Origin of the sequence: Paenactinomyces guangxiensis (genome assembly GCF_016055185.1) — a bacterium.
GTDB classification, from domain to species: domain Bacteria; phylum Bacillota; class Bacilli; order Thermoactinomycetales; family Thermoactinomycetaceae; genus Paenactinomyces; species Paenactinomyces guangxiensis.
Genome location: NZ_JAECVR010000009.1, coordinates 46,125 through 66,393 on the forward strand (window position 1 = coordinate 46,125; position 20,269 = coordinate 66,393).

At 44.4% G+C, this 20,269-nt stretch carries 14 protein-coding genes and 1 pseudogene; 3 read left to right on the forward strand and 12 right to left on the reverse strand.

Features of this window, described 5'->3' with window-relative positions; all coding sequences use genetic code 11:
• Positions 1-95 precede the first annotated feature (95 nt).
• Positions 96-1,310: an Nramp family divalent metal transporter gene (locus I8U27_RS10055; protein ID WP_181751924.1), complete on the forward strand. Its 1,215-nt coding sequence runs from the start codon at positions 96-98 to the stop codon at positions 1,308-1,310.
• 43 nt (positions 1,311-1,353) lie between these two features.
• Here the strand turns inward: I8U27_RS10055 and I8U27_RS10060 are convergent, their stop codons facing one another.
• The 7 genes from I8U27_RS10060 to I8U27_RS10090 all read right to left on the reverse strand — a co-directional run bounded on the left by I8U27_RS10060 (position 1,354) and on the right by I8U27_RS10090 (position 10,270).
• Positions 1,354-3,069 (reverse strand): DUF4091 domain-containing protein, encoded by a 1,716-nt coding sequence (locus I8U27_RS10060; protein ID WP_232345356.1) that lies wholly within the window; start codon positions 3,067-3,069, stop codon positions 1,354-1,356.
• Between the two features lie 120 nt (positions 3,070-3,189).
• Positions 3,190-4,095: a Gfo/Idh/MocA family protein gene (locus I8U27_RS10065; RefSeq protein WP_181751925.1), complete on the reverse strand. Its 906-nt coding sequence runs from the start codon at positions 4,093-4,095 to the stop codon at positions 3,190-3,192.
• 59 nt (positions 4,096-4,154) lie between these two features.
• A complete protein-coding gene (locus I8U27_RS10070) occupies positions 4,155-5,291 on the reverse strand; it encodes a Gfo/Idh/MocA family protein (RefSeq protein WP_181751926.1) in 1,137 nt (378 codons plus the stop codon).
• A gap of 179 nt (positions 5,292-5,470) precedes the next feature.
• Positions 5,471-6,316, reverse strand: coding sequence for a carbohydrate ABC transporter permease (locus I8U27_RS10075; RefSeq protein ID WP_181751927.1), 846 nt, complete (start codon positions 6,314-6,316; stop codon positions 5,471-5,473).
• Complete coding sequence (locus tag I8U27_RS10080; protein ID WP_181751928.1) at positions 6,313-7,233, reverse strand: carbohydrate ABC transporter permease; 921 nt, start codon at positions 7,231-7,233, stop codon at positions 6,313-6,315. The genes I8U27_RS10075 and I8U27_RS10080 overlap by 4 nt, the downstream gene beginning before the upstream one ends.
• A gap of 88 nt (positions 7,234-7,321) precedes the next feature.
• A complete protein-coding gene (locus I8U27_RS10085; RefSeq protein ID WP_181751929.1) occupies positions 7,322-8,602 on the reverse strand; it encodes an ABC transporter substrate-binding protein in 1,281 nt (426 codons plus the stop codon).
• A 21-nt stretch (positions 8,603-8,623) separates the two neighbouring features.
• On the reverse strand, positions 8,624-10,270 hold the full coding sequence (locus I8U27_RS10090; protein ID WP_181751930.1) for a hypothetical protein: 1,647 nt from the start codon (positions 10,268-10,270) through the stop codon (positions 8,624-8,626).
• A gap of 414 nt (positions 10,271-10,684) precedes the next feature.
• Between I8U27_RS10090 and I8U27_RS10095 the strand changes: the two genes are divergently transcribed.
• Positions 10,685-12,070: an extracellular solute-binding protein gene (locus I8U27_RS10095; protein ID WP_181751931.1), complete on the forward strand. Its 1,386-nt coding sequence runs from the start codon at positions 10,685-10,687 to the stop codon at positions 12,068-12,070.
• A 532-nt stretch (positions 12,071-12,602) separates the two neighbouring features.
• Here the strand turns inward: I8U27_RS10095 and I8U27_RS10100 are convergent.
• Positions 12,603-13,627 (reverse strand): annotated as a pseudogene (locus I8U27_RS10100) (serine hydrolase domain-containing protein).
• Between the two features lie 207 nt (positions 13,628-13,834).
• Positions 13,835-15,358: a YifB family Mg chelatase-like AAA ATPase gene (locus I8U27_RS10105; protein ID WP_181751932.1), complete on the reverse strand. Its 1,524-nt coding sequence runs from the start codon at positions 15,356-15,358 to the stop codon at positions 13,835-13,837.
• A 423-nt stretch (positions 15,359-15,781) separates the two neighbouring features.
• Between I8U27_RS10105 and I8U27_RS10110 the strand changes: the two genes are divergently transcribed.
• A complete protein-coding gene (locus I8U27_RS10110) occupies positions 15,782-16,264 on the forward strand; it encodes a glutathione peroxidase (protein ID WP_181751933.1) in 483 nt (160 codons plus the stop codon).
• A gap of 709 nt (positions 16,265-16,973) precedes the next feature.
• Here I8U27_RS10110 and I8U27_RS10115 read toward each other — a convergent pair.
• From I8U27_RS10115 to I8U27_RS10125, 3 genes are all read right to left on the reverse strand, one after another.
• Positions 16,974-17,633 carry a class II aldolase/adducin family protein gene (locus I8U27_RS10115; RefSeq protein WP_181751934.1) on the reverse strand — a complete coding sequence of 220 codons (660 nt, stop codon included), beginning with the start codon at positions 17,631-17,633 and terminating at the stop codon, positions 16,974-16,976.
• A gap of 63 nt (positions 17,634-17,696) precedes the next feature.
• Positions 17,697-18,476, reverse strand: coding sequence for an enoyl-CoA hydratase/isomerase family protein (locus I8U27_RS10120; RefSeq protein WP_181752032.1), 780 nt, complete (start codon positions 18,474-18,476; stop codon positions 17,697-17,699).
• 8 nt (positions 18,477-18,484) lie between these two features.
• On the reverse strand, positions 18,485-20,185 hold the full coding sequence (locus I8U27_RS10125; RefSeq protein WP_181751935.1) for a long-chain fatty acid--CoA ligase: 1,701 nt from the start codon (positions 20,183-20,185) through the stop codon (positions 18,485-18,487).
• Between the last annotated feature and the right edge of the window lie 84 nt (positions 20,186-20,269).

Sequence of the window (20,269 nt, forward strand, 5' to 3'; positions counted from 1 at the left end):
GATGATAAAAGTATGGAAAATTGGGGTCATTGGAGCAATTATAGAGATTCTTCTACACACAAAATTGAATTTCAGCAGTGAAAAGGGGGATATTTATGAGGGAGACTGAAAATTCTTTAAAGAAGTGGCTAAGTTCACTTGGCCCCGCCATCATTACCGCAGCATTGGTCCTCGGCCCCGGAAGTGTCACTATCACATCCAAAATGGGGGCACTTTATGGATACAGTCTGCTTTGGGTGACCGCCTTATCCGCGATATTTATGATGACTTTTACGGAGATGAGTGCACGGATCGGAATGGCCACCAATCAATCCCTCTTAACAACCATTCGCCAAAAGTGGGGAAAAACAGCGGCAATTATCATCGGTACTGGTTCCTTTCTGGTTACAGCCTCCTTTCAAGCGGGAAACGCTATCGGAAGCGGAGTTGCCTTTTCCCAACTGACGGGGGGACATTCAAGCGTTTGGGTGATCCTCTTCACCTTACTTTGCATGGCTTTATTGTTTTCAAGCAATTTTTACCGAATTCTTGAAAAAATAATGCTGATTCTTGTCGGTATCATGCTGATAGCGTTTTTGGCCACTTTCATTACGGCGAAGCCCAGCCCGCAAGGAATCGCCGCCGGTTTGATCCCTTCCGTGCCTGATGGCTCCGCCTTATTGATTATCGGATTAATGGCAACCAGTTTTTCCATCGTGGGAGCTTTCTACCAATCATATCTGGTTCAGGAAAAGGGTTGGAGCAAAGCTCATGTAAGAGAAGGGGCGAGGGAAAGTTACTCCGGAATTGTTCTGCTTGGTTTTATATCTGCCCTGATAATGATGAGTGCCGCCGCCGTTTTACTTCCACAAGGGTTTCAAGTAAACACGCCGACAGATATGGGAAAAGCGCTTGAGCCGCTGTTTGGAAACGGGGCTACAACCATCTTTATGATTGGCTTGTGGGGTGCTTCCTTCTCTTCCCTTACCGGAAATGCCACCATCGGCGGAACCCTGTTGTCAGATGCCCTTGGCTTGGGAAGTAAACTCTCCGCCAAAACCGTACGTATTTGCATTATGTCCGTGATGGCGGCAGGGGCGATTGTTGCAGTCTCTTTTGGTCAGATACCTTTGCAATTAATTGTCCTGGCACAGGCGATTACCATCATCATTGTCCCTCTTATCGGCTTTGCTTTATATGCGGTGGCAAACGACACAAAGATAATGGGCGGCCTTGCCAATAAAGGGGCCAGGAACATCATTGCCCTCGCTGGTCTTGTTGTTCTCCTTATCCTTGCTGCTAATACTGTGTATACACTTCTAATCAAATAACAGTTGGGAATGAGCTTTAGCTAAAAACGCAAAAAGGACGGGCTTAAAGATCCACAATCAACCGGTCATAGTCAGCGGGTTCCAGGCTGTACAGGTTACTGTTTTTCCTGTTTGCTTCCGGACTTAGCTCGCCAGGATTACGAAAACGAAAAACATCGTTTAAAGCTGCTTCTACCTGTGCGGCCTGACCCGATGCTTTTAAGATCTGCATTAATTCATAATCACGGATTCCCCGCTGCAGCCATTTGTAACGAAGAGAAAGGATTGGCTTTCCATTGGCACCGGGATAGACAAAGTTCATATCACCGGCTTTCCAAATCGGCGCCCGATAGGATAACTGTTCAAACGGTTGATCCGGCCATACAGTATAATTCCATCTTAAAAAACCGTCTAACTGGAGCTTTTCCACCAGCCACGGAATCACTCTGCTTTCCAGTGCCGGTGAACAGATAAAAGTATTTGGCTGCTCCGGATAACAGCAAACATAATAAAGCAGGTTACCCGGAATTTGTGGTCTTAATTCCTTCAGCCGGCTGTGTTCCCCGGCTACACAGTTCAATACGGGAACGTAATCATGGATACCTTCCATATTCCTTCGGATAAACTCAACATGTTGAATGGCAACTTTGTATTTAAAGGAGGGGGCGGTCTGTCTCAGGGCAGCCAGCCTTTCCTGAAATAATTCAAAATCTTTCGGTTCATCCGCCAGCACCCGTACCCGGTCAATTCGCCCTGTTTCGATAAAATGTTTTTCCAGTGCCTGAATATAGGCATCCAGATCTTCACGGCGGCGCATAAAGCAAAACGTGCCAGAACTTTCATCAAAATAGCGAATCCGAATCCCGTCCGGGTGATTTTCCACGATAGATCCATAACCTGCTTCAGAATCCTGCCATATATTCAGCAATCCGAACAACTCAATCTCAGCACAGATCCCATGCTTTTCCGCGAGCGCAACATATTCATCCAAAGCAGAAAAATCGTATCGAAAACTTCCGTCCGTTCGCCGGGATACCCGAACCATACTGTATTCAAATAAATCGGAGGGCCGTCTGTCCCGATGGCTGTGCTGTCCGGACCACGGGATTTCAGATACCACCAGGGTGACCGCTTTTTGTCCCAGTTGTGAAAGTGAATGCAGATAACGATCAAGAATTTCAAAGTGTTCTTTCGACCAAAGGCCAACTTGATATTTCCGGGCAATATTTGAGTTATGCTGCCACAAATCCAGGTAAAATGTATAATCACTCGGTTCCGGAAGAAGATAATCTTTTACTGTCAGCGAAAAGGTACATTCTCTCTCCAGTCTTTCATCTTCAAACATCGTATGGGTGAATAACCGTATTTTTCCTTTATAAATACCCGGAGGGGTTTCAGCCGATGCATGACACTCCACCCACACCTGTTGGATTTTGCGCTGTTTCACAAAGATCTCATTTTGTTCAAGCAGAAGATCAGATTTTAAACAGCGGTCGTCATCTTCAATCAAGCCGATCAACTTTACTTCTGTTGTCAGGAATGGCTCTGTCTCCACTTCAATTCTTGCAATTTTTAAAGGTCCCCCCTTCCAAAACAGGGGATCGCTGCTGATTGTGAGCAGAAAATCTTCGTCTGCGGAGAGCAGAACCTGAAGAGCTGCGCTATCTCTGCGGCAACACGCGATATCCAGGTGCTTGGCTTTGGTTTCCTGCTGCCCTTCCAACCATGAATGATTATTCCATATATACTTGTAGAACATGGGTGCGACACCAAAATACAAAAAGATTCCCCCCACTGATTTTTTCTGTGAAAGTGTGTGTTTCAATGCGGGGAAGGCAGAATCCTGCCCCCCGGCATGATTCAAACTTTCATCCCCGGTTGATCAGAATCCACGAGTCTGTTATAATGCAACCGTTTTTCCAGTTTTGCGGCTTTCGTTTGCAGCTTCTATAAAGCGGATAATCTTCAATGTTTCCTGCAAATCGAGGGGTGGCTTTCCTGTTGTAAACATGGACATCACCTGTTCAAGCAGGCTGGCATAATACGGCTTCGGATCAGAATAGACATCGACGAAATCTGTTCCCTTTTCCCAATGAACCAGAGCCCCAAATGCGTTGTTGCCCTTACGGTTTCCCCGGATGGTACCAACCCTGCCATCTCCCCATTCCCCGACAACTAAATCATGATCAGGGTTTGTTGCGGCTGTCACATGAAGGCAATCTGCTCCCAGGATGGCAAAAAGCATTTCTGCCGTATGAATGCCATACCAGAATAAGCCTGGCTGGGTAGGCTCGATCGCCATTGGACCGTAACAGTCGGCACCGATAATCGCCCCTTTTTCTGTTTGTTTCAGAACGGAAGTTAATCCTTCCGCGTAACGTAGAGCGGAGCAGCTCATCAAGGGAATCTCATACTGTCCGGCAAGTTCAATGATGGCTTTTGCCTCTTCGTAATTGACTGTAAATGGTTTATCAATAAAAACCGGTTTGCCAAAAGGTGCCACACTCCTGAACTGTTGCAGATGGACCCGGCCGTCCACCGACTCTAACAGGATTGCATCACATTGTTCTGCAACAGCTTCCGGTGTATTGACAATATTTACATCATATTGATCGCGCAACTCACTTGTATAGCCTTCAATACGTGCATAGCTGAGTTTGACGTCCGGTGATCCCCCCGGGTAAGCCGCAACCACTTTCCCTCCCGGGACATGATATGGATGATCCGGGTCATTCAGCAGTTTGGTGAAGGCGGTCACGTGAGAAGTGTCCAGTCCGATGATACCGATCTTTAATTCACCAGCCATTCCTACGGTCCCCTTTCCCGTCAACAGGTTTATTGGCATAATACGGTTACCTGAGAGTGTCAGCTCCATTCAATCTTTTGAAAAGTATTTGTTTTTGCTGATTCGCTCGCCTTTAAACACATGTATGCACTGAGCAATCCGTCTTCAAGTGGAGCCACTGATTTTGCTTTTCCTTTCATCACGTCAATAAAGTTTTGCGCGAGAACGACATCGCCTCCAAAATGAGGCGCTTCATCGGTCATTTCATATGTTTCCACCATGGGTGTGTGATGCCTGTATACCTTGATTGTATTTGTATAGAAATCAAACTCTAACGTTCCTTTATAGCCGAGCAGACGGGCTCCTCGTGCAGCCGCTTTTTTTCGGGCAAAGAAATTTTGCGAGTATGAGACATGCATCCCGGTTTCATATTGGATAAGGGCACTGCCTGAGTCCTCATTCCCCGTGTCCACGGCAAAACAGCAGTATTCCCCGATCGGCGTATCATGAACTTTTTGCATTTTCACTGTACTTTCGGTACATGTGTCCTGCTCATCACAGTCAACACATTTAAGTCCGGCCGGCTTGTTTCCCTTGAATATTTGTTTCGATACCATCGCACTGATCATAGTGGGTTTGATGTCCAACAAATAGTTGATATAGTCAAAATCATGGGTTGCTTTCTGTAAAAACAGCCCCCCCGTCTCATTTTCATCCCGGTACCAATGGTGATAGTACACCCCGCCATAAGGAACATTATTAAACGCTTGCACATGTTCGACTGTGCCAATTTTCCCCGAGTCTAGAATTTCTTTAACCGTACGAACCAATGGTGCCACCCGGAGAGGAAAGGAAACTACCACCTCCGTATCTGAGGCATCATATCCTTGTTTTAAACGGATTACATCCTCCTTGTTTGTTGCAACAGGCTTTTCCAGGAATAGCGGGATTCCGCCTGGCAATACCCGGCTGGCCATCTCCGCGTGCAGCGAACATCTGGTGCCAATTAAAATTCCGTCCAGATCCATGCACTGCAACATCTCTTCAGGATGATCCAGGAAAGCTATTTTTTCAGATACATCTTCTCCCAATTCCCGTTTTATCTCCTGATTTCTCACATCGGCAATCGCTCTGATCTCACAAGCTGAATCCAACTTAATCATTTCATCAATCATACTCCGTATCCGCCGTCCATAGCCAATAATCCCTAGTTTCATCATTAAACCCCTTTAACTCTTTTCTTTTCAATATTGAAAAATTGTTGCCGTCTTTCTGATCCATTTATCCTTTGCCTGTGCCATCATCCCGGTTACAAATGTTTGGATGACAGCCTCTCCACCCATTTATATGCCGGATTTGGCTTGGCCTGCCCTGTCTTAAAAAAGTGATTCATCTTTTAACCTTTAATCGCCCCTTGCAGTCCGGAAACAAAATAGCGCTGCATAAGGAGGTAGAAGATAATGACGGGCAGCAGAGAAATCACTGTTCCGGCAGCCATCGTTCTGACATCATCATTAAAGGTACCGGACAGATAAGCCAATCCGAGTGCCAACGGGTATAATTGATCGTTCTTTAAAATAATCAGCGGCCAAATGAACGAATTCCATACCGAAATAAAAGAAAAGACGCTGAGTGCGGCCAGTGTTGGTCTGGTCAGGGGTAACATAATGCTCCACCAGATGCGAAACGGTCCACATCCGTCCAAAATGGCAGCTTCCTCCAACTCTTTGGGAATAGAGAGATAGGCCTGCCTCATTAGAAAAACGGAAAATCCTCCAACCAGCCCGGGAATAATCAGCCCCCACCAGGAATCAACCATTCCCAACTTCTCTACGATAATAAACAGCGGAACCAGCTTCCCTTCTTCAGGCAAAAACATTGTTCCAATAATCGCATAAAAGATAAAATCCCGTCCGGGAAAATTCATTCTCGCCAGCGGATAGGCGGTGAGAGCAGTTAAAAACAAGTGAGTGGGAACCATAATCATAATTAAAATAAATGAATTTAACATGTACCTGGGAAACGGAACAACCGTCCATGCTTCAACAAAATGATCCCAAACCGGCGGATTAGGGATGAAACTGGGCGGGAAAGTAAATACGTCCTGTGCATTTGATTTGAATGCAGTTGACAGGAGCCATAAAAAAGGTCCGATGAATATAGCAGCAATCAGGATTAACAACAGATACATAAACGCTTTTCGGGTCCACTGAATCCATAAACTTTTCCGTTTTGTTTTCATCCCACCGCCTGTCCTCCTCTCGAAATCTTGAAGTTAATAAAGGTAAGAACCATTAAAATCGCCCATAAAGTGATTCCCATAGCTGTCGCGTAACCCATATCCAGTTCCACAAATGCTTTTTGGTAGATATAGAGCGGTAAAGACAGGGTGCTGTCAAGCGGCCCGCCGCCGGTCATAATATAGATACTGGTAAACATTTGCACCGTATTTAAGGTTGAGAGCACGAGTGTAACTGCGATAATCGGCCGGAGTTGCGGCAAATACACATGCCAGACAACCCGAAAGCGATTGGCACCATCAATCTTTGCCGCCTCCACCAGTTCCTTCGGAATTGACTGCAATCCGGCCAGATATATAACCATATAAAAGCCCATTGCCTTCCAGCTTTCCAGGATTGCTACAGCCGGGAGGGCCGTGTCTGTATTTAACAGCCAGTTAACTGATTCCTGCTGCAAGCCAAAAAGTTGCAGGACAGCGTTTAACAGACCAGCCGGATGGTATAAATATTTCCAAACGATTGCTACCGCTACCATCGAGGTAATGACTGGCAAATAGTAAATCATCCGAAACAAATGGATGCCCCGCAACTTTTGGTTGACCAAAATGGCAAGAAACAGGGGAATAGAAACCAGTGAAGGAACGATGATCAAAAAGTAGGTAAAAGAGTTTTGAATAGATGTCCAAAATTTGGGATCATCAACCATATTCCTGTAGTTCTCAAGGCCAACCCACTCAGCCGGCGCAAGGACATGATATTCGGTAAAGGAGTAGTAAAAAGCGCTCAATGTCGGGAGATAATCGAAGGTAAAAAATAAAACAATGGCTGGCAAAAGAAAAAGATATGGGACCAAGGGGATTTTACGTTTCTTTGCAAGCGGCAAGGGTTTGTTTTTGGATGGAACAGTCTCTGTTGACAAGTTATTCATCCCCCTTTGTCAAAAATAGAAAAATAAAGCGGCAGAAAGACAGATTCTGCCGCCGATGAAGTTGTACTGCTTGCAGGCCCTAATTCTTGGCTAAAGACTGGTTCCAGTGCTTGACAGCTGTATCGAGCGCTTCTTTGGCCGACTTTTTCCCCAACATGGCTGCGCGAATCTCTTCTTCGTAAAATTCCTTTAATTCTTGCTCCTTTTCAATTCCCAAAATGTTGACAGTGAGGTTGGGTGCAGCTTCTACCATCACTTTACGTGCCTGGTCTTTAATCGTATTGCCCTCTACTTTTGTAAAAAACGGATCTTTCAATGTTTCTTCCGTTGATGGGAAGATGGGGACCAGCTTACAAAACTCCAGCTGCTTTTGCGGACTTGTGATATAAAGGGCAAAGTCTGCTGCTTCTTTCGGATGTTTGGATCCCTTCGGCACCAGGAAAAGCTGAGTATCTTTTACAGCGAGCTTGCCCGCTTTTCCGGTAACCGGGGGGACCACTTTTAATTTCGGTATAACGCTCGGAGCATTTTTTTCTATATTATTCAGGGTAGCGGCCTGTGCATTACCGGAATGGGCTGCCAACTGATTATCGATGGTTTGCTGATATTGCCGGTCATCTTTAACGACAGCACCGGGAGCGATCGCTCCATCCTTGTAGGCTTGAACAAATTTTTCAACAAATGCCACATGTTCCGGTGAGTTGAAAACAGCGGTTTTACGATCCTCACTTAATATCGGCAAACCTTCAGTGATAAATGTCTGAAGCGTAGCAATATCGTTGGAGCCATAAACCTTTGGCAATTTTGCATGGATTTGCTTCCCGTTTGCAAACAACTCATCCCATGTTTTGGTGGGCTTATTCGGATCCAATCCGGCCTTTTGGTACAATTCTGTATTAATCAATCCGATTGGAGGACCGGCATAATACCAGGGAATCGCCATTACCTTGCCGTCTATGGTAACGCTTTCTAAAAGCCCGTCCATGTACGGGTCTAATTTTTCTTTCCCGACGATATCAGAAATAGGCTGTACTGCATTATAATTTTGCAATACAGAAAGTCCCAAATTTGTCTCGTTAACCACATCGGGAACATCGCCGCTGGTTAAGGCGGTAGTCAATTTTTTGGTGACGTCGGCTCCCGGAACATCCACCCATTTGATTTTAATTCCGGGGTGTTCTTTCTCATAGGCGTCAATCGTTCCCTGAATATAATCCGAGAAATTTTTCTTCAGGTTGATCGTCCAAAATTCCAATTCGATCGGGCCGTTTTTTTTGGCTGACGGCTCTGTACAGCCAACAACCATAGATACAAGTAACAGGGTTGACAGTATCACCGCCCAGACTCTTACCCTTTTCATGGAACTCCCCCTTTAATCCTTCTAATATAAATCTTTCAGTTGCTGAATCGTAGAAATCCAGAAATTCCCTGTTTCTCCAGGAATAGATTTACCCGTCTGGGCATAGATTTCATTTGACAAGGCATTTAGGTTGTGCATTGCTTTCTCGTTTTCTTCCGCAAAGTAGTCATCAAGGGCATGGCCGATTTTCACAATAAGGCTGTTTTTAATCTCAATATCAATATTCACGCTAATGATTTCATCATACAGATCGTAGGTCAGATATGATGCTTTCACATCTCTAAACACCTTTACACGGCGTTCCGGATCATACTTAAGGGTTTCACCGATCATTCCCGGGAATGTTTTTGACGGTTCCCAACTGCTTTTATCTTCAAAGTTCCCGTTTTCAATGCTGAAACCATTTGCTTCAATCCTGTCAAATCCGACATTATTAAAATAGTTTCTGACTCCATTTTTTTCATACAGGCGAAAGGTGAGTTTTGCCTTTGTTTTACCTGTCAGATAGGGAGTTAAATCAAGCGCGACGTGCTCCCATTGTCGATTTGTTGTATTTTGGGCAACGTCTTGTTCCCACACCACGGCATCATCGATCAGAACCTGTTTAAAATGATATCCGGGCGCATTAGGCCCTTCATCCATTGTCCGGAAAGTGATGGAGTACTTCCCGGATGTCCGTTTCGGACGGATCAATTGGGTAACAGAAACAGCATCACCCGGATTGGTGGCCACTCCCGAAGGAACAAAGAAACTCATGTAACCTTTTCCGGAAAATGCCTTGTCATCTGTGGGTTCAGGCACAAATTCTTTGTGCAATACATAAGTGACAACCCCGTCAAGCTTTCCTCTCCGCATGTTATCAAGTGCAATCTGCACTGTTTCCCTCACATATTCCCGTGAAGGGTTTGCAGGAGTATTGGACAGCTGCGAAGCATACAGCATCCAGATCAGCGATAGATTGTGCGCTTTCACAAGCCTGGAAGCCCGATCAATCTGTTCCTGCTCAGTTGACCATACTTGTGTATTTCGGTAAGGATCATCGCGATATGCAAGAATAATTCCGTCGATATATATGCCTCTTGTATCTAGAAAATCCTCAGTTAATGAAGTTGCATACATGACAGGCGTAAACGTCAGTTTTGGATTAATTGATTTCGCCGTCGACTTCATCTGGGACATATACTCAGGCGTGTAAAAATCCAAATTGTGGTTGAAGTCATCAATCGCCCAACCAATCACATTGGGGTGTTCGAGGGAAAGCTCAGCGATCGCTTTGGCCCACGCCAGATAATCTGTGAGATAAGGGTAGGACTTCCGCGGACCGGTAGATTCCGAGGGAGGGACCAGGTAAACAACTACATTGATTCCGGCCTTTTCTGCAGCAGGCACAAACTCACTTCTAAGATCATCCCAATCTGTGGGCTCATGCCAAATTAGATAGTAGTAGGTATTGATATGCAACTCTTTCAATCTTTGAATCGACGCAGGAGTATCCACATGGTGAATACCATCCGCGCGGGGAGTTTTTTCGCGAATCAGGCCGGCATAATCGGCCAAAATATCATTCAGCAGTTTTTGTTCAGATGCGCTTGCCCTATTAAAAGATAATCCTGTGAAAATACCAGAAACCAGAGCGCTAATACAACAGTAAATCATTAATTTTCGCAAGATATACCCCCGTTAAAATTAATAGAATATAATGCATAATCGTTGGGATACTTTTCCTGGTTTCAACCATTTTATCCGCCCCAGCAACCATACAGGCATAGATTGCTCACAATACGATTCCTGCTCAAAACAGGCGGCAAACATGCAAAATCTTCACGGGAAATCTCTCTATGAAACTAGTTAAATCTCTGGCATCCCCCCCCCTTTTTGTTGGCAACTTGTATGTTACATGTATCTTTTCTTTTATTAAAAATAGCATAAGTTTTTTGACTAGTCAATTTTATATTTTTAATAATACCGGTATGATAATTGTATTATTTTTTTTCATCAACTATAATAATAGAGATTTAAAAACGAAGACCATATATGTTTCTCAATTCTCAAATATTAAAAATAGGCTAAGGGGGGAAGCTGATGCGCCGTGAGAATGAATTCCGCTATTTGAAATTGGCAAATATATTGCGTGAACAAATTCTTTCTGGATATATTAAGCCTGGCGAATTTCTGTTATCTGAAAATGAGCTTTGCAGATATTACGGTTTAAGCCGCACTTCAGTGAGGAAGTCATTGGACGAGTTGTTGAGAGAGGGTTTAATCATCAAAAAGGTGGGACAGGGAACCATGGTATCCCCGGACCTGGTCATTCAGGAGAATCAACGTAAAACTTTGCGTATTTTAGTACCATCCCCCTCTTTCTTTGTAGATAACGGATTGCCGATCATCATTGAAGCATTCTTAAAAGATCATCCCAACGTAGATGTAAAATTACTGAGTTTGCCTTCGTTCTATTTTTGGGAATCGATCCGGGCCAGCAGGGAAATGGGGCTTGACCCTGACCTTGTATTCGTTTCTGACCGGCAATTTGCCGAAATGGATCATCTGGAGTCGTTTACAGACCTGCAATCTTCTTTGGGAGACAGCCTTACATCCATGTACCCCAGAGTATTGAACGCTTTTCAGGGCAACAAAACAATCAAAGCAGTGCCGGTCACCTTTTCCACCGTTTATCTGGCGTATAATCCGGAACTGTTTAAAAAATTTCATGTGCCTCAACCTGAACCTGTCTGGACACAAAAAGATTTCCTCAGCGCCGCCCAGAAACTAACCCTTGACACAAATGGCGATGGAATTTTGGATCTATACGGAATTTCCCTTTCTTCATCGTTCAGCCGCTGGCCCGTGTTTGCTCTGCAAAACGGAATACAATTGAATCATCTTCAAATACAGTCTGATCGTCTGTTCAAAACGTTAAATTTCCTGCACGATTTGTTATATAGATATCGCGTTGCCACGATCTTTCAGACAGAACCCTATCGAATCAATTCCGATGCCTTCATACGGGAAAAATCAGCGATGGTTTTAACTACTACTCTGGAGATGGCAGGATGGAGAAGTGAGAAGATGAGTTTTGAGCCCCGGGTGGCCTCACTTCCTTTCGGTGACCTTGAGGCGACACTGCTGCTGGCCAATGCTTTTATGATCCCTTCCTCATGCCGATCCAAAGACTTAGCTGCTGCTTTCATTCAAACAGCCCTCAGTCCGGATGTACAGAAAAAAATGAGTCAAAAAGCACATTTTCTGTCTGTGCTCCAGTTGGTGAATGAACAGGTATGGGATCAACCGTTTCTAAAATCTATCAATATTACTGATCAAAATATTGGAAACAATTACTTCCTTCATGAAATGATTCCCGATTCGAGTGTAATTGAAGAACTGGAGACGGAAATGAAGCTGTTCTGGGCCGGATTGGAATCAGCCGATTCGTTTACAGATACATTTCTGCGTATTTTATCAACATAATATTTTTGAGGCAGTTACTTTATTCACTGTCAAAGAATTTTCGGCACGGAATTTTTATCCCCTTACAGGACAATTGATTTTTGGGAAAGAATTCCTTCTTGAAATAGCTTCAGAACTTATATGAACCCATCTCCTTTTAACCCGCACATATCGGAAGGGGACCCGTGCTGAGATCCAGGTCCCTGGTTTCCAACCAGCTGTTTTGAAGAACTTATGTTATGCTTTACGGCAAAATAGCTGTCTGAGTTCGGTCCCTCAGGTCAAGCTTGGCAATAATATTAATACATGATTTTAAACTGTACCTTCTGAAAATAAATAACTGTGAAGAAATTCCCTTATTAAGATGAGTACCTCTCTTTCGCGAACAGATAACTTTTTAAAAAGTCAAGTATACAAAAAACCCCCGTGACTCACAAAACAGCCAAAGGGATGAAAGTTCATAATGCTTTGGGTGCAGGTTTTCCGGAGAGCGGCCTTTGGGCCTAATAGAAACATGTGAATTTCTTATTGCTTGTGATGCAACTCAATCACATCATCTCTGTTTATTGTAAATTATTTTATTAATTCCAGTTGCAATTGAACCTGCACCTTTATTCATATTTGCCAAAACATGAGCGTGTATCCTGGATTTTACGTATACCGATGATTGTATGCTGACCCCGGGATCACTTCCAAATACGAAATACTTGAAGACTTCATTGTTTTGCATTAAAATCCAGACGCCATATCCGTAATATAAATGATCATTATTTTTTATATGAGGGATCAACAGCTTATCAGTCGTTTCCTTATTCAAAAGTTTATGATCTAACAATCCATTCCAAAACTTTACCAGATCGAAAACGGTTGTAAAAGCTCCTCCGTCCGGACCGCCTACGATTGGAACTGAATAAATATTAGTTTTCCAGGTGTGATCACCTTCGCTATCAATATAGCCCAGCGCTGTCCGTTTAGGGAGTTGATCCATCCGGAAGTATCCTGAATCTGACATATCGCAGATCCGGAATATATTCTCTTCAACGTACTCTGGAAAAGGCATGCCTGTCAGTTGTTCCACAATCAGTCCAAGTAAAATAAATCCAGCGTTACTGTAGGAAAATTTACTTCCGGGTTCAAATTTCATATGATTGTTCTGAAACATGGGCAAAAAATCTTTAGGAGATTTAATGGAATACATGGGTACGGTTTGCCATAATTCTTCAAAATCACTCAACACTTCTTCATCAAAGTAATCAGGTATTCCCGAACTATGGGTTAATAAGTGGTGTATTGTAATATTCGGATGAAAATGCGGAAAAGATACGTCCAAGCAATCTCTGATATATGTATCGAAAGTTAAAATCCCCTTCTCAACATCGCTACTGAGGTAAAAATCTTACAACCGGATGCCATGCCAAATCTTGTCCGCGGCGTATTCGGAATCCGTTCACTTCGGTTCGCATAACCATATCCAGCTTCAAAGATCGATTTTTCATCCAGAACGAATATTGCGCCAGAAAACGGGAAATTTTCATTCTGTCTTTTAACAATTTCTGCAATCTGCATAGATAATTTCATATTTAGTTTCCTTTCTCATCCTCTTGGTGATTCTATCTGACGCTGAACGTACACATGAACAGTGTACCTTAACTGAATTTTCACGATACCTAGTGATCTGCCGCTGATTCTTAGCTCCATCCCACAAGAAAGATACCGCGCAAAGTTCCATTAAATGGGGAGCTTTTAAACTGGTTAACCATAAACGAATCAAACCGGTGGTTGATTCTATTCCGCAAACTTACGATCCAATGACCGATATTGAATCGCCTCAGCAATGTGAGCTGCCCTGATGTTCTCCTCTCCAGCTAAATCTGCAATTGTGCGTGCTACTTTTAAAATCCGGTCATGGGCCCGGGCACTTAACCCCAGGGAATCAAACGACTGTTTTAACAACTCTTGTGAATCAGAATCCAATTTACAGTACTTACGGATTTCACTGCTCCTCATATTGGCATTACAAATGACTTCTTGATCTGCGAAACGTTCGCTTTGAATCGCGCGGGCCCGGTTCACCCGTTCACGAACGGCCGCTGAAGGTTCGCTTAAAGCAGACGTGGTCAGAGTCTTATAATCTACCCTTGGCACTTCAATATGAATATCAATCCGATCCAAAAGCGGTCCGGAAATTTTGGACCGATACCGTTTGATCTGCAGTGGCGTACAAGTACAGGGACGATCTTCTTCATATCCAAAAAATCCACAGGGACATGGATTCATAGAACCCACTAACACAAAATCTGCAGGGAATGTTAATACTGCTCTTGCCCTGCCTAAAGTAACCTCGCGATCTTCCAGCGGTTGACGCAATACTTCTAAGGCATTCTTTGAGAATTCCAACATCTCATCTAAAAATAACACACCTCGATGGGCGAGTGATACTTCACCCGGTTTGGGTACGGACCCTCCGCCAACAAGGCCTGCCTGCGAAATTGTGTGATGGGGAGAACGAAACGGGCGTTGCGTAATCAGCCGGCCCCGTTGAGTGGTCAACCCGGCAATGCTGCAAATCTTTGTCACTTCCAAAGATTCTTGTAAACTCATCCGCGGTAAAATAGTAGGAATTCTCCGGGCAAGCATAGTTTTTCCCGATCCGGGAGGGCCGATCAGGAGCAAATTATGACTTCCCGCCGCCGCCACTTCCATCGCTCTTTTTACGTGATGCTGGCCCTGCACATCGGAAAAGTCCAGGGAAAAAGATTCTTCAGCCGGCGAGGTGCTTTCAATCGGATCGGATGTCCACTCATGGCGAAAATATTGAACTGCTTCCTGCAAGGAACGGACGGGAATCACCTCCATTCCCTCCACCAAAGCTCCTTCACAGGCATTAGGTAACGGCAACATCACTTGTTTGATTCCCTGCTCTTTGGCTGCCATCACCATTGGTAATACTCCGGAAAGCGGACGCAGCGTCCCATCCAGAGCCAGTTCTCCCACAAGCACAATCTGTTCGGGAGATTCAACCTTACATTGACCGCTTGCTGTTAAAACCCCAATCGCAATCGCCAGATCAAACCCAGACCCTTCCTTTTTGACATCAGCCGGGGCAAGGTTAGTCGTAATCCGCTGCAATGGAAAGTTGGTCCCGCTATTTTTAACCGCTGCACGAACCCGTTCCCGTGCTTCACGCACAGCCGAATCCGGCAGACCGACAATATCAAATACGGGAAGGCCGTTGCTGATATCTACCTCAACTTCGACAAGAAACCCGTCAATCCCCAATACACTGGCACTATACAGCTTTGCGAACAACGCCTTTTCCTCCATTGGTAAATCATTGTATGGTATAATCATTATACTTTCAATAACATTCATAAAAATCCTGCAAAAAATAAGAAAAAATGTCAAAAAAAGAAAACAGGCGCTATGTACAGGGACATACCTTCTGTAAACAGTTAATTTTATGCAAAGTATTAAATCGCGGATTCTATTTGCTTTATGTCAGCGAAAGCGATTTTTAGCCGCCTCATCTAAAACTTTATCCAGACAGGCTATATGATTTAACAATCAATTGGACATGTACGGCAGGGTAAATTATATTTGATTTTTAAAGAATCTGGTTATGAAACCCCTGTACAATGGTGATCACAGGGGCAACACCACTTGCAAGAAATGCGTGTTGTGTTGTTTACTGAGAGAAGCATAACCTATATATGAGACAGGAGAGGGAGTCAGATGACGGTTTATCAGTATGAAGCGGTGTTGAATAATGGTGAAACGAAAAGCTTGTCTGATTATGAAGGAAAAGTGCTGTTGATCGTCAACACAGCAAGCAAATGCGGATTTACGCCCCAATATAAAGAGTTGCAAGAATTATACGAGCAGTACCGTGAGGATGGACTGGAGATTCTGGCGTTCCCCTGCAACCAGTTTATGAATCAAGAGCCGGGGACAGATGCGGAAATCCTTGAGTTTTGTTCACTCAATTACGGCGTGACGTTCCCAATCTTTTCAAAAATCGATGTGAATGGCGATCAAGCCCATCCCTTGTATAAGTATCTTTGTAAAGAAGCACCGGGACTGATGGGGAGTAAGGCAATTAAATGGAATTTTACCAAGTTCCTGGTAAATCGCAAGGGGGAAGTGGTTAAACGGGTTGCTTCCAATATCAAGCCAAGCGAATGCAGAAGGCAAATTGAGGCGCTGTTAAAAGGCTAGTTTAAGATATGAAGCAGCCGGCCTGATCCACCGGCTGCTTCTTCCCATTTTAATGATCCCGCTTGTAAGCTACATCGCCATTAAAATGGGAGGCTTCTCAATTCCATCTGGCGTGGCCCCCAAGAGGATACCGGGCAACGCTCACTATCATCCTGTGTTAGGTTGGATTCCAAATTCTCCATCTATTCATCGAAATAATGCGCGTATACTTAGAAAGGGAAAAATATGGACCATATGGGAGAGTTTCATTGAATGTTCTATGAACTTTATCCCTGTCTGGCAATACTGGCTTATCATCTTAACTCAAACACGGTAAATGTTGAAGTATTTATAAGCTGGATTAAAAAGATCGAATGGAAGGCAAGCTATTAATATCCATAAAAGGAGCTATGCCTTTTTAAAAGTAATTTTTATCTTTCATGTTATATTTTTTACTGGTCACATTACCTGGTAAGGAGTTGATGATGATATGCTACCTCTTATTATTTTTTTTGTGATCGGAATAACATTGATCATTCTATTTGTTTATTCCTTTAAATTTATTCATAAGAAGCAGTAAAAGAAGCCCCGACTAAACGTTTCTTCTTTCCATTTAATCATTTACACACTTCCCGATTTAGTCTAAAAACAATAACGAAACTGCATTGGCTGACGTTGCCTGTATTTCCGCGAATACGGCCTCCCTTTTATCAACCCTGGGTTACAAAATTCATTCCTTCCCTCTCGTCGGATCTGCATCTGCAAAGTAGGAAGCAAATTGGCTGCGGGTTTCCTCCAGCTGTTCAGGGGAAAGTATTTGGCATTGACCGATCATCTGTGCGCCAAATGCCAGATGAGCGACATTTTCAATGATTTCTGCTCTTGTATACGCGGAGGCAAGTGTTTTTCCTACTGTAATCACACCGTGATTTTTTAACAACGCGCCGTTGGCGCCATTCAGTACAGCAACCGCTTCTTCGGCCAGTTCCTCCGAGCCGAATCTTGCATAGTCAGCAACGGGCACCCGGTCACCAATTTCTGCAATTAAATAATGGACGGGGGGAATCTCTTCACCTGCACAGGCGAACATCGTCGCATAGGTGGAATGCGTATGCACAACCGCTTCAACATCCGGCCGCAGCCTGTAAATGGAGGCGTGCATCGGAGTTTCTGATGAAGGTTTTCTTTCGCCCGCTACAACCTCACCTGTTGCTAAATCCACTGCCACCAAATCAGCTGTGGTGATCAAATGATAAGGCACAGCAGAAGGGGTAATCCACATTCTGTTATTCTTGGCATCACGTACACTTACATTTCCGTTTGTTCCTTTTACCAATCCTGTTTGGTGCATTTCCCTAGCATAGTAAACTAATGTTTCCAGCTTCTCCATGAAACAGCCCCCTGGAATATTAAGTGCGAATAAGAGCAAATAAAACAGAGAAAGATCACTCTTTTATTTGCCTTTAAAATGGGGTTTTCTTTTTTCGCGGAATGCACGAACCCCTTCTTGATGGTCATAAGAAGGAACCATTAAAGCTTGTGCAGCCCGTTCCGCTTCCAGTATATCGGCTAGATCGGCTGTAAGAGCCTGGTGGGCAAGGCGTTTTATTTTTCCGTACACCCGGGTTGGGCCGCCGGCCAATTGGCGCGCAAGAGCTCCAGCTTCAGATTCCAGTTTTTCAGCAGGGACCACACGATTAATCATCCCCCAAGATTCTGCTTTCGCTGCGGAAATCGGCTCAGCGGTAAACAGCAATTCTTTGGCCCGGTACAATCCCAGAGTACGTGGCAGAAAGAATAAACCTCCCCCGTCGGAAATTAAACCCACTTGGGCAAAACTGAGCGCAAAGCGGCTGTCTTCTGCTGCTATGATCATATCACAGGCCATTGCCAGACAGACACCGGCACCCGCCGCAAAACCATGAACCACTGCCAGTATGGGTTTTTCCAGGCGAGTCATTTGCTCTATCAATTGATTCAAATAACCGATATGTTCATAATACTCTCCCGGGCTTGACTGTCCCATTTGCTTGACATCTCCGCCTGCCGAAAACGATCTTCCGGCACCGCGGATGACAATACACCGAATATTTTCATCCTGTTCAGCTTTCTTCAAAACATCTTGCAGGCTGAATATCATTTCTTTGCTGAAAGCATTTAGAACTTCCGGGCGGTTCAGCGTAAGAGTCATCACCTGACCATCAATATCCACCAAAAGATGTTCGTTAGCCATTTTCCCCATCACTCTTTCTCTTCGGTTTTATTTTTGTCTCGAACTTTCTTAAACTCTCTTTCTTGCAGCTCACGCCACAATATTTTGCCGGTACTCGTCATGGGCAATGTTTGGACAAATTCGATCTTTCGGGGACATTTGTAAGCAGCCATGCGCTCTTTAGCCCACTCTATAATCTCTGCTTCGTCCACTTCAGTTTCTTGTTGATCCTGAAGGATGACAAAAGCCTTTACGACTTCCCCGCTTCTTTGATCTGGTGTGCCTACGACACACACCTGCCGGACGGCCGGATGGCTGAACAGGATGGACTCTACTTCAGTGGGCCATACTTTAAACCCGGATACGTTAATCATACGCTTGAATCGATCCACGATAAAAAAATATCCTTCTTCATCGTACCTCGCAATGTCTCCCGTGCGGAAAAAACGCTTTCCGTCAATATCAATAAACGATTCTTTCGTTTCTTCCGGGCGATTCCAGTAACCTGAAAAGACTTGCGGACCATGAACCACCACTTCCCCTGCTTCCCCGGGCCCAAGTTCTTTTTTCGATTCTATATCAATTACACGGGCATCCACATCAAACGAAGGAATGCCCAAACACTGTAATTTGGGGCGATTCGGGGGATTAAAGTGGGTTTGCGCCATGGTTTCCGTCAGCCCATATCCTTCTATATAGCTTAAACCCGTCAAATCGTACAGCTTTTTCCCGACGGCTTCGGGGAGAGAGGCTCCGCCACCGCCTACGAACAAGAGCGAATCTAAGCGATAGGCATCAATTTTTGATTGGGCCAGAAAATCTACCACCATGGTACTGATATTCGTCCAGTGAGTACAGCCGTACCGTTCGATCCACCTTGCGGCTAATTCCCTGTTCCAACGTGTCATCATTACCAGAGTTCCACCGGCAACAATCGGTGCATGCATAGAATGCACCATACCTGTTACGTGAAAAAGAGGCAAACTGGTAAGTGCAACAGAATCGGAAGCCAGGTTTACCCATGCCGCCGCTCCAAATGTATTGGCCTGGACGGTACGGTGGAAATGAATACAGCCTCTTGGTTTCCCCGTCGTTCCGGAAGTATAGGGAAGAACCGCCAAATCATCCGCTTGAGCCTGAGACTGCTCTGGTTTAAGATTCATAGATAAAATATCCAGCCATTCGGTTACATTGGCATCCTCAACCTTATGCGGCGGCAATTGCACTTCTTCAGGCCATAGTGATTGATCCTCTGAAGCCGGATTGGCATATGAGGAATAGGAGGCGACAATCAGATGGCGCAAGCTGCCCCTTTGTAACAGCGGAGCCGCCAGATTGTACAGTTCCAGCCCGACAATCGCCACTTCCGCCTGGCAATCCTTTACATAAAGATCCAATTCTTCTGTCTTATTCATCGGATTAATCGGGACAACGACGGCGTCTGCCAGCAAAATAGCATAATAGGCAACCACATACTGGGGGGCATTTTGCATATATATGGCAACACGATCCCCGCTCTTTATCCCGAGTTGCTTTTGTAAAAACCCGGCGACTTTTTGTACTTCATCAACAAGCTCCTGATAAGTTAAAATTCCACCATAATATATAATGGCTGGTTTCCCCGGATATCTTCTTGCCGTAACAAATAAATTGTCATGAATCGGAGTACACGACACCGTTAACGTCTTTGGTAACAAGGGAGGCCAATGGGCAAAATGCCGGTTGAACATTTTTTCTTTTCCTCCTTGACAATAAAATCGGTTTGCCGGTCAATGTTTGCAAAGCGTTTTTTCCTCTTTGCATAATAAAAGATG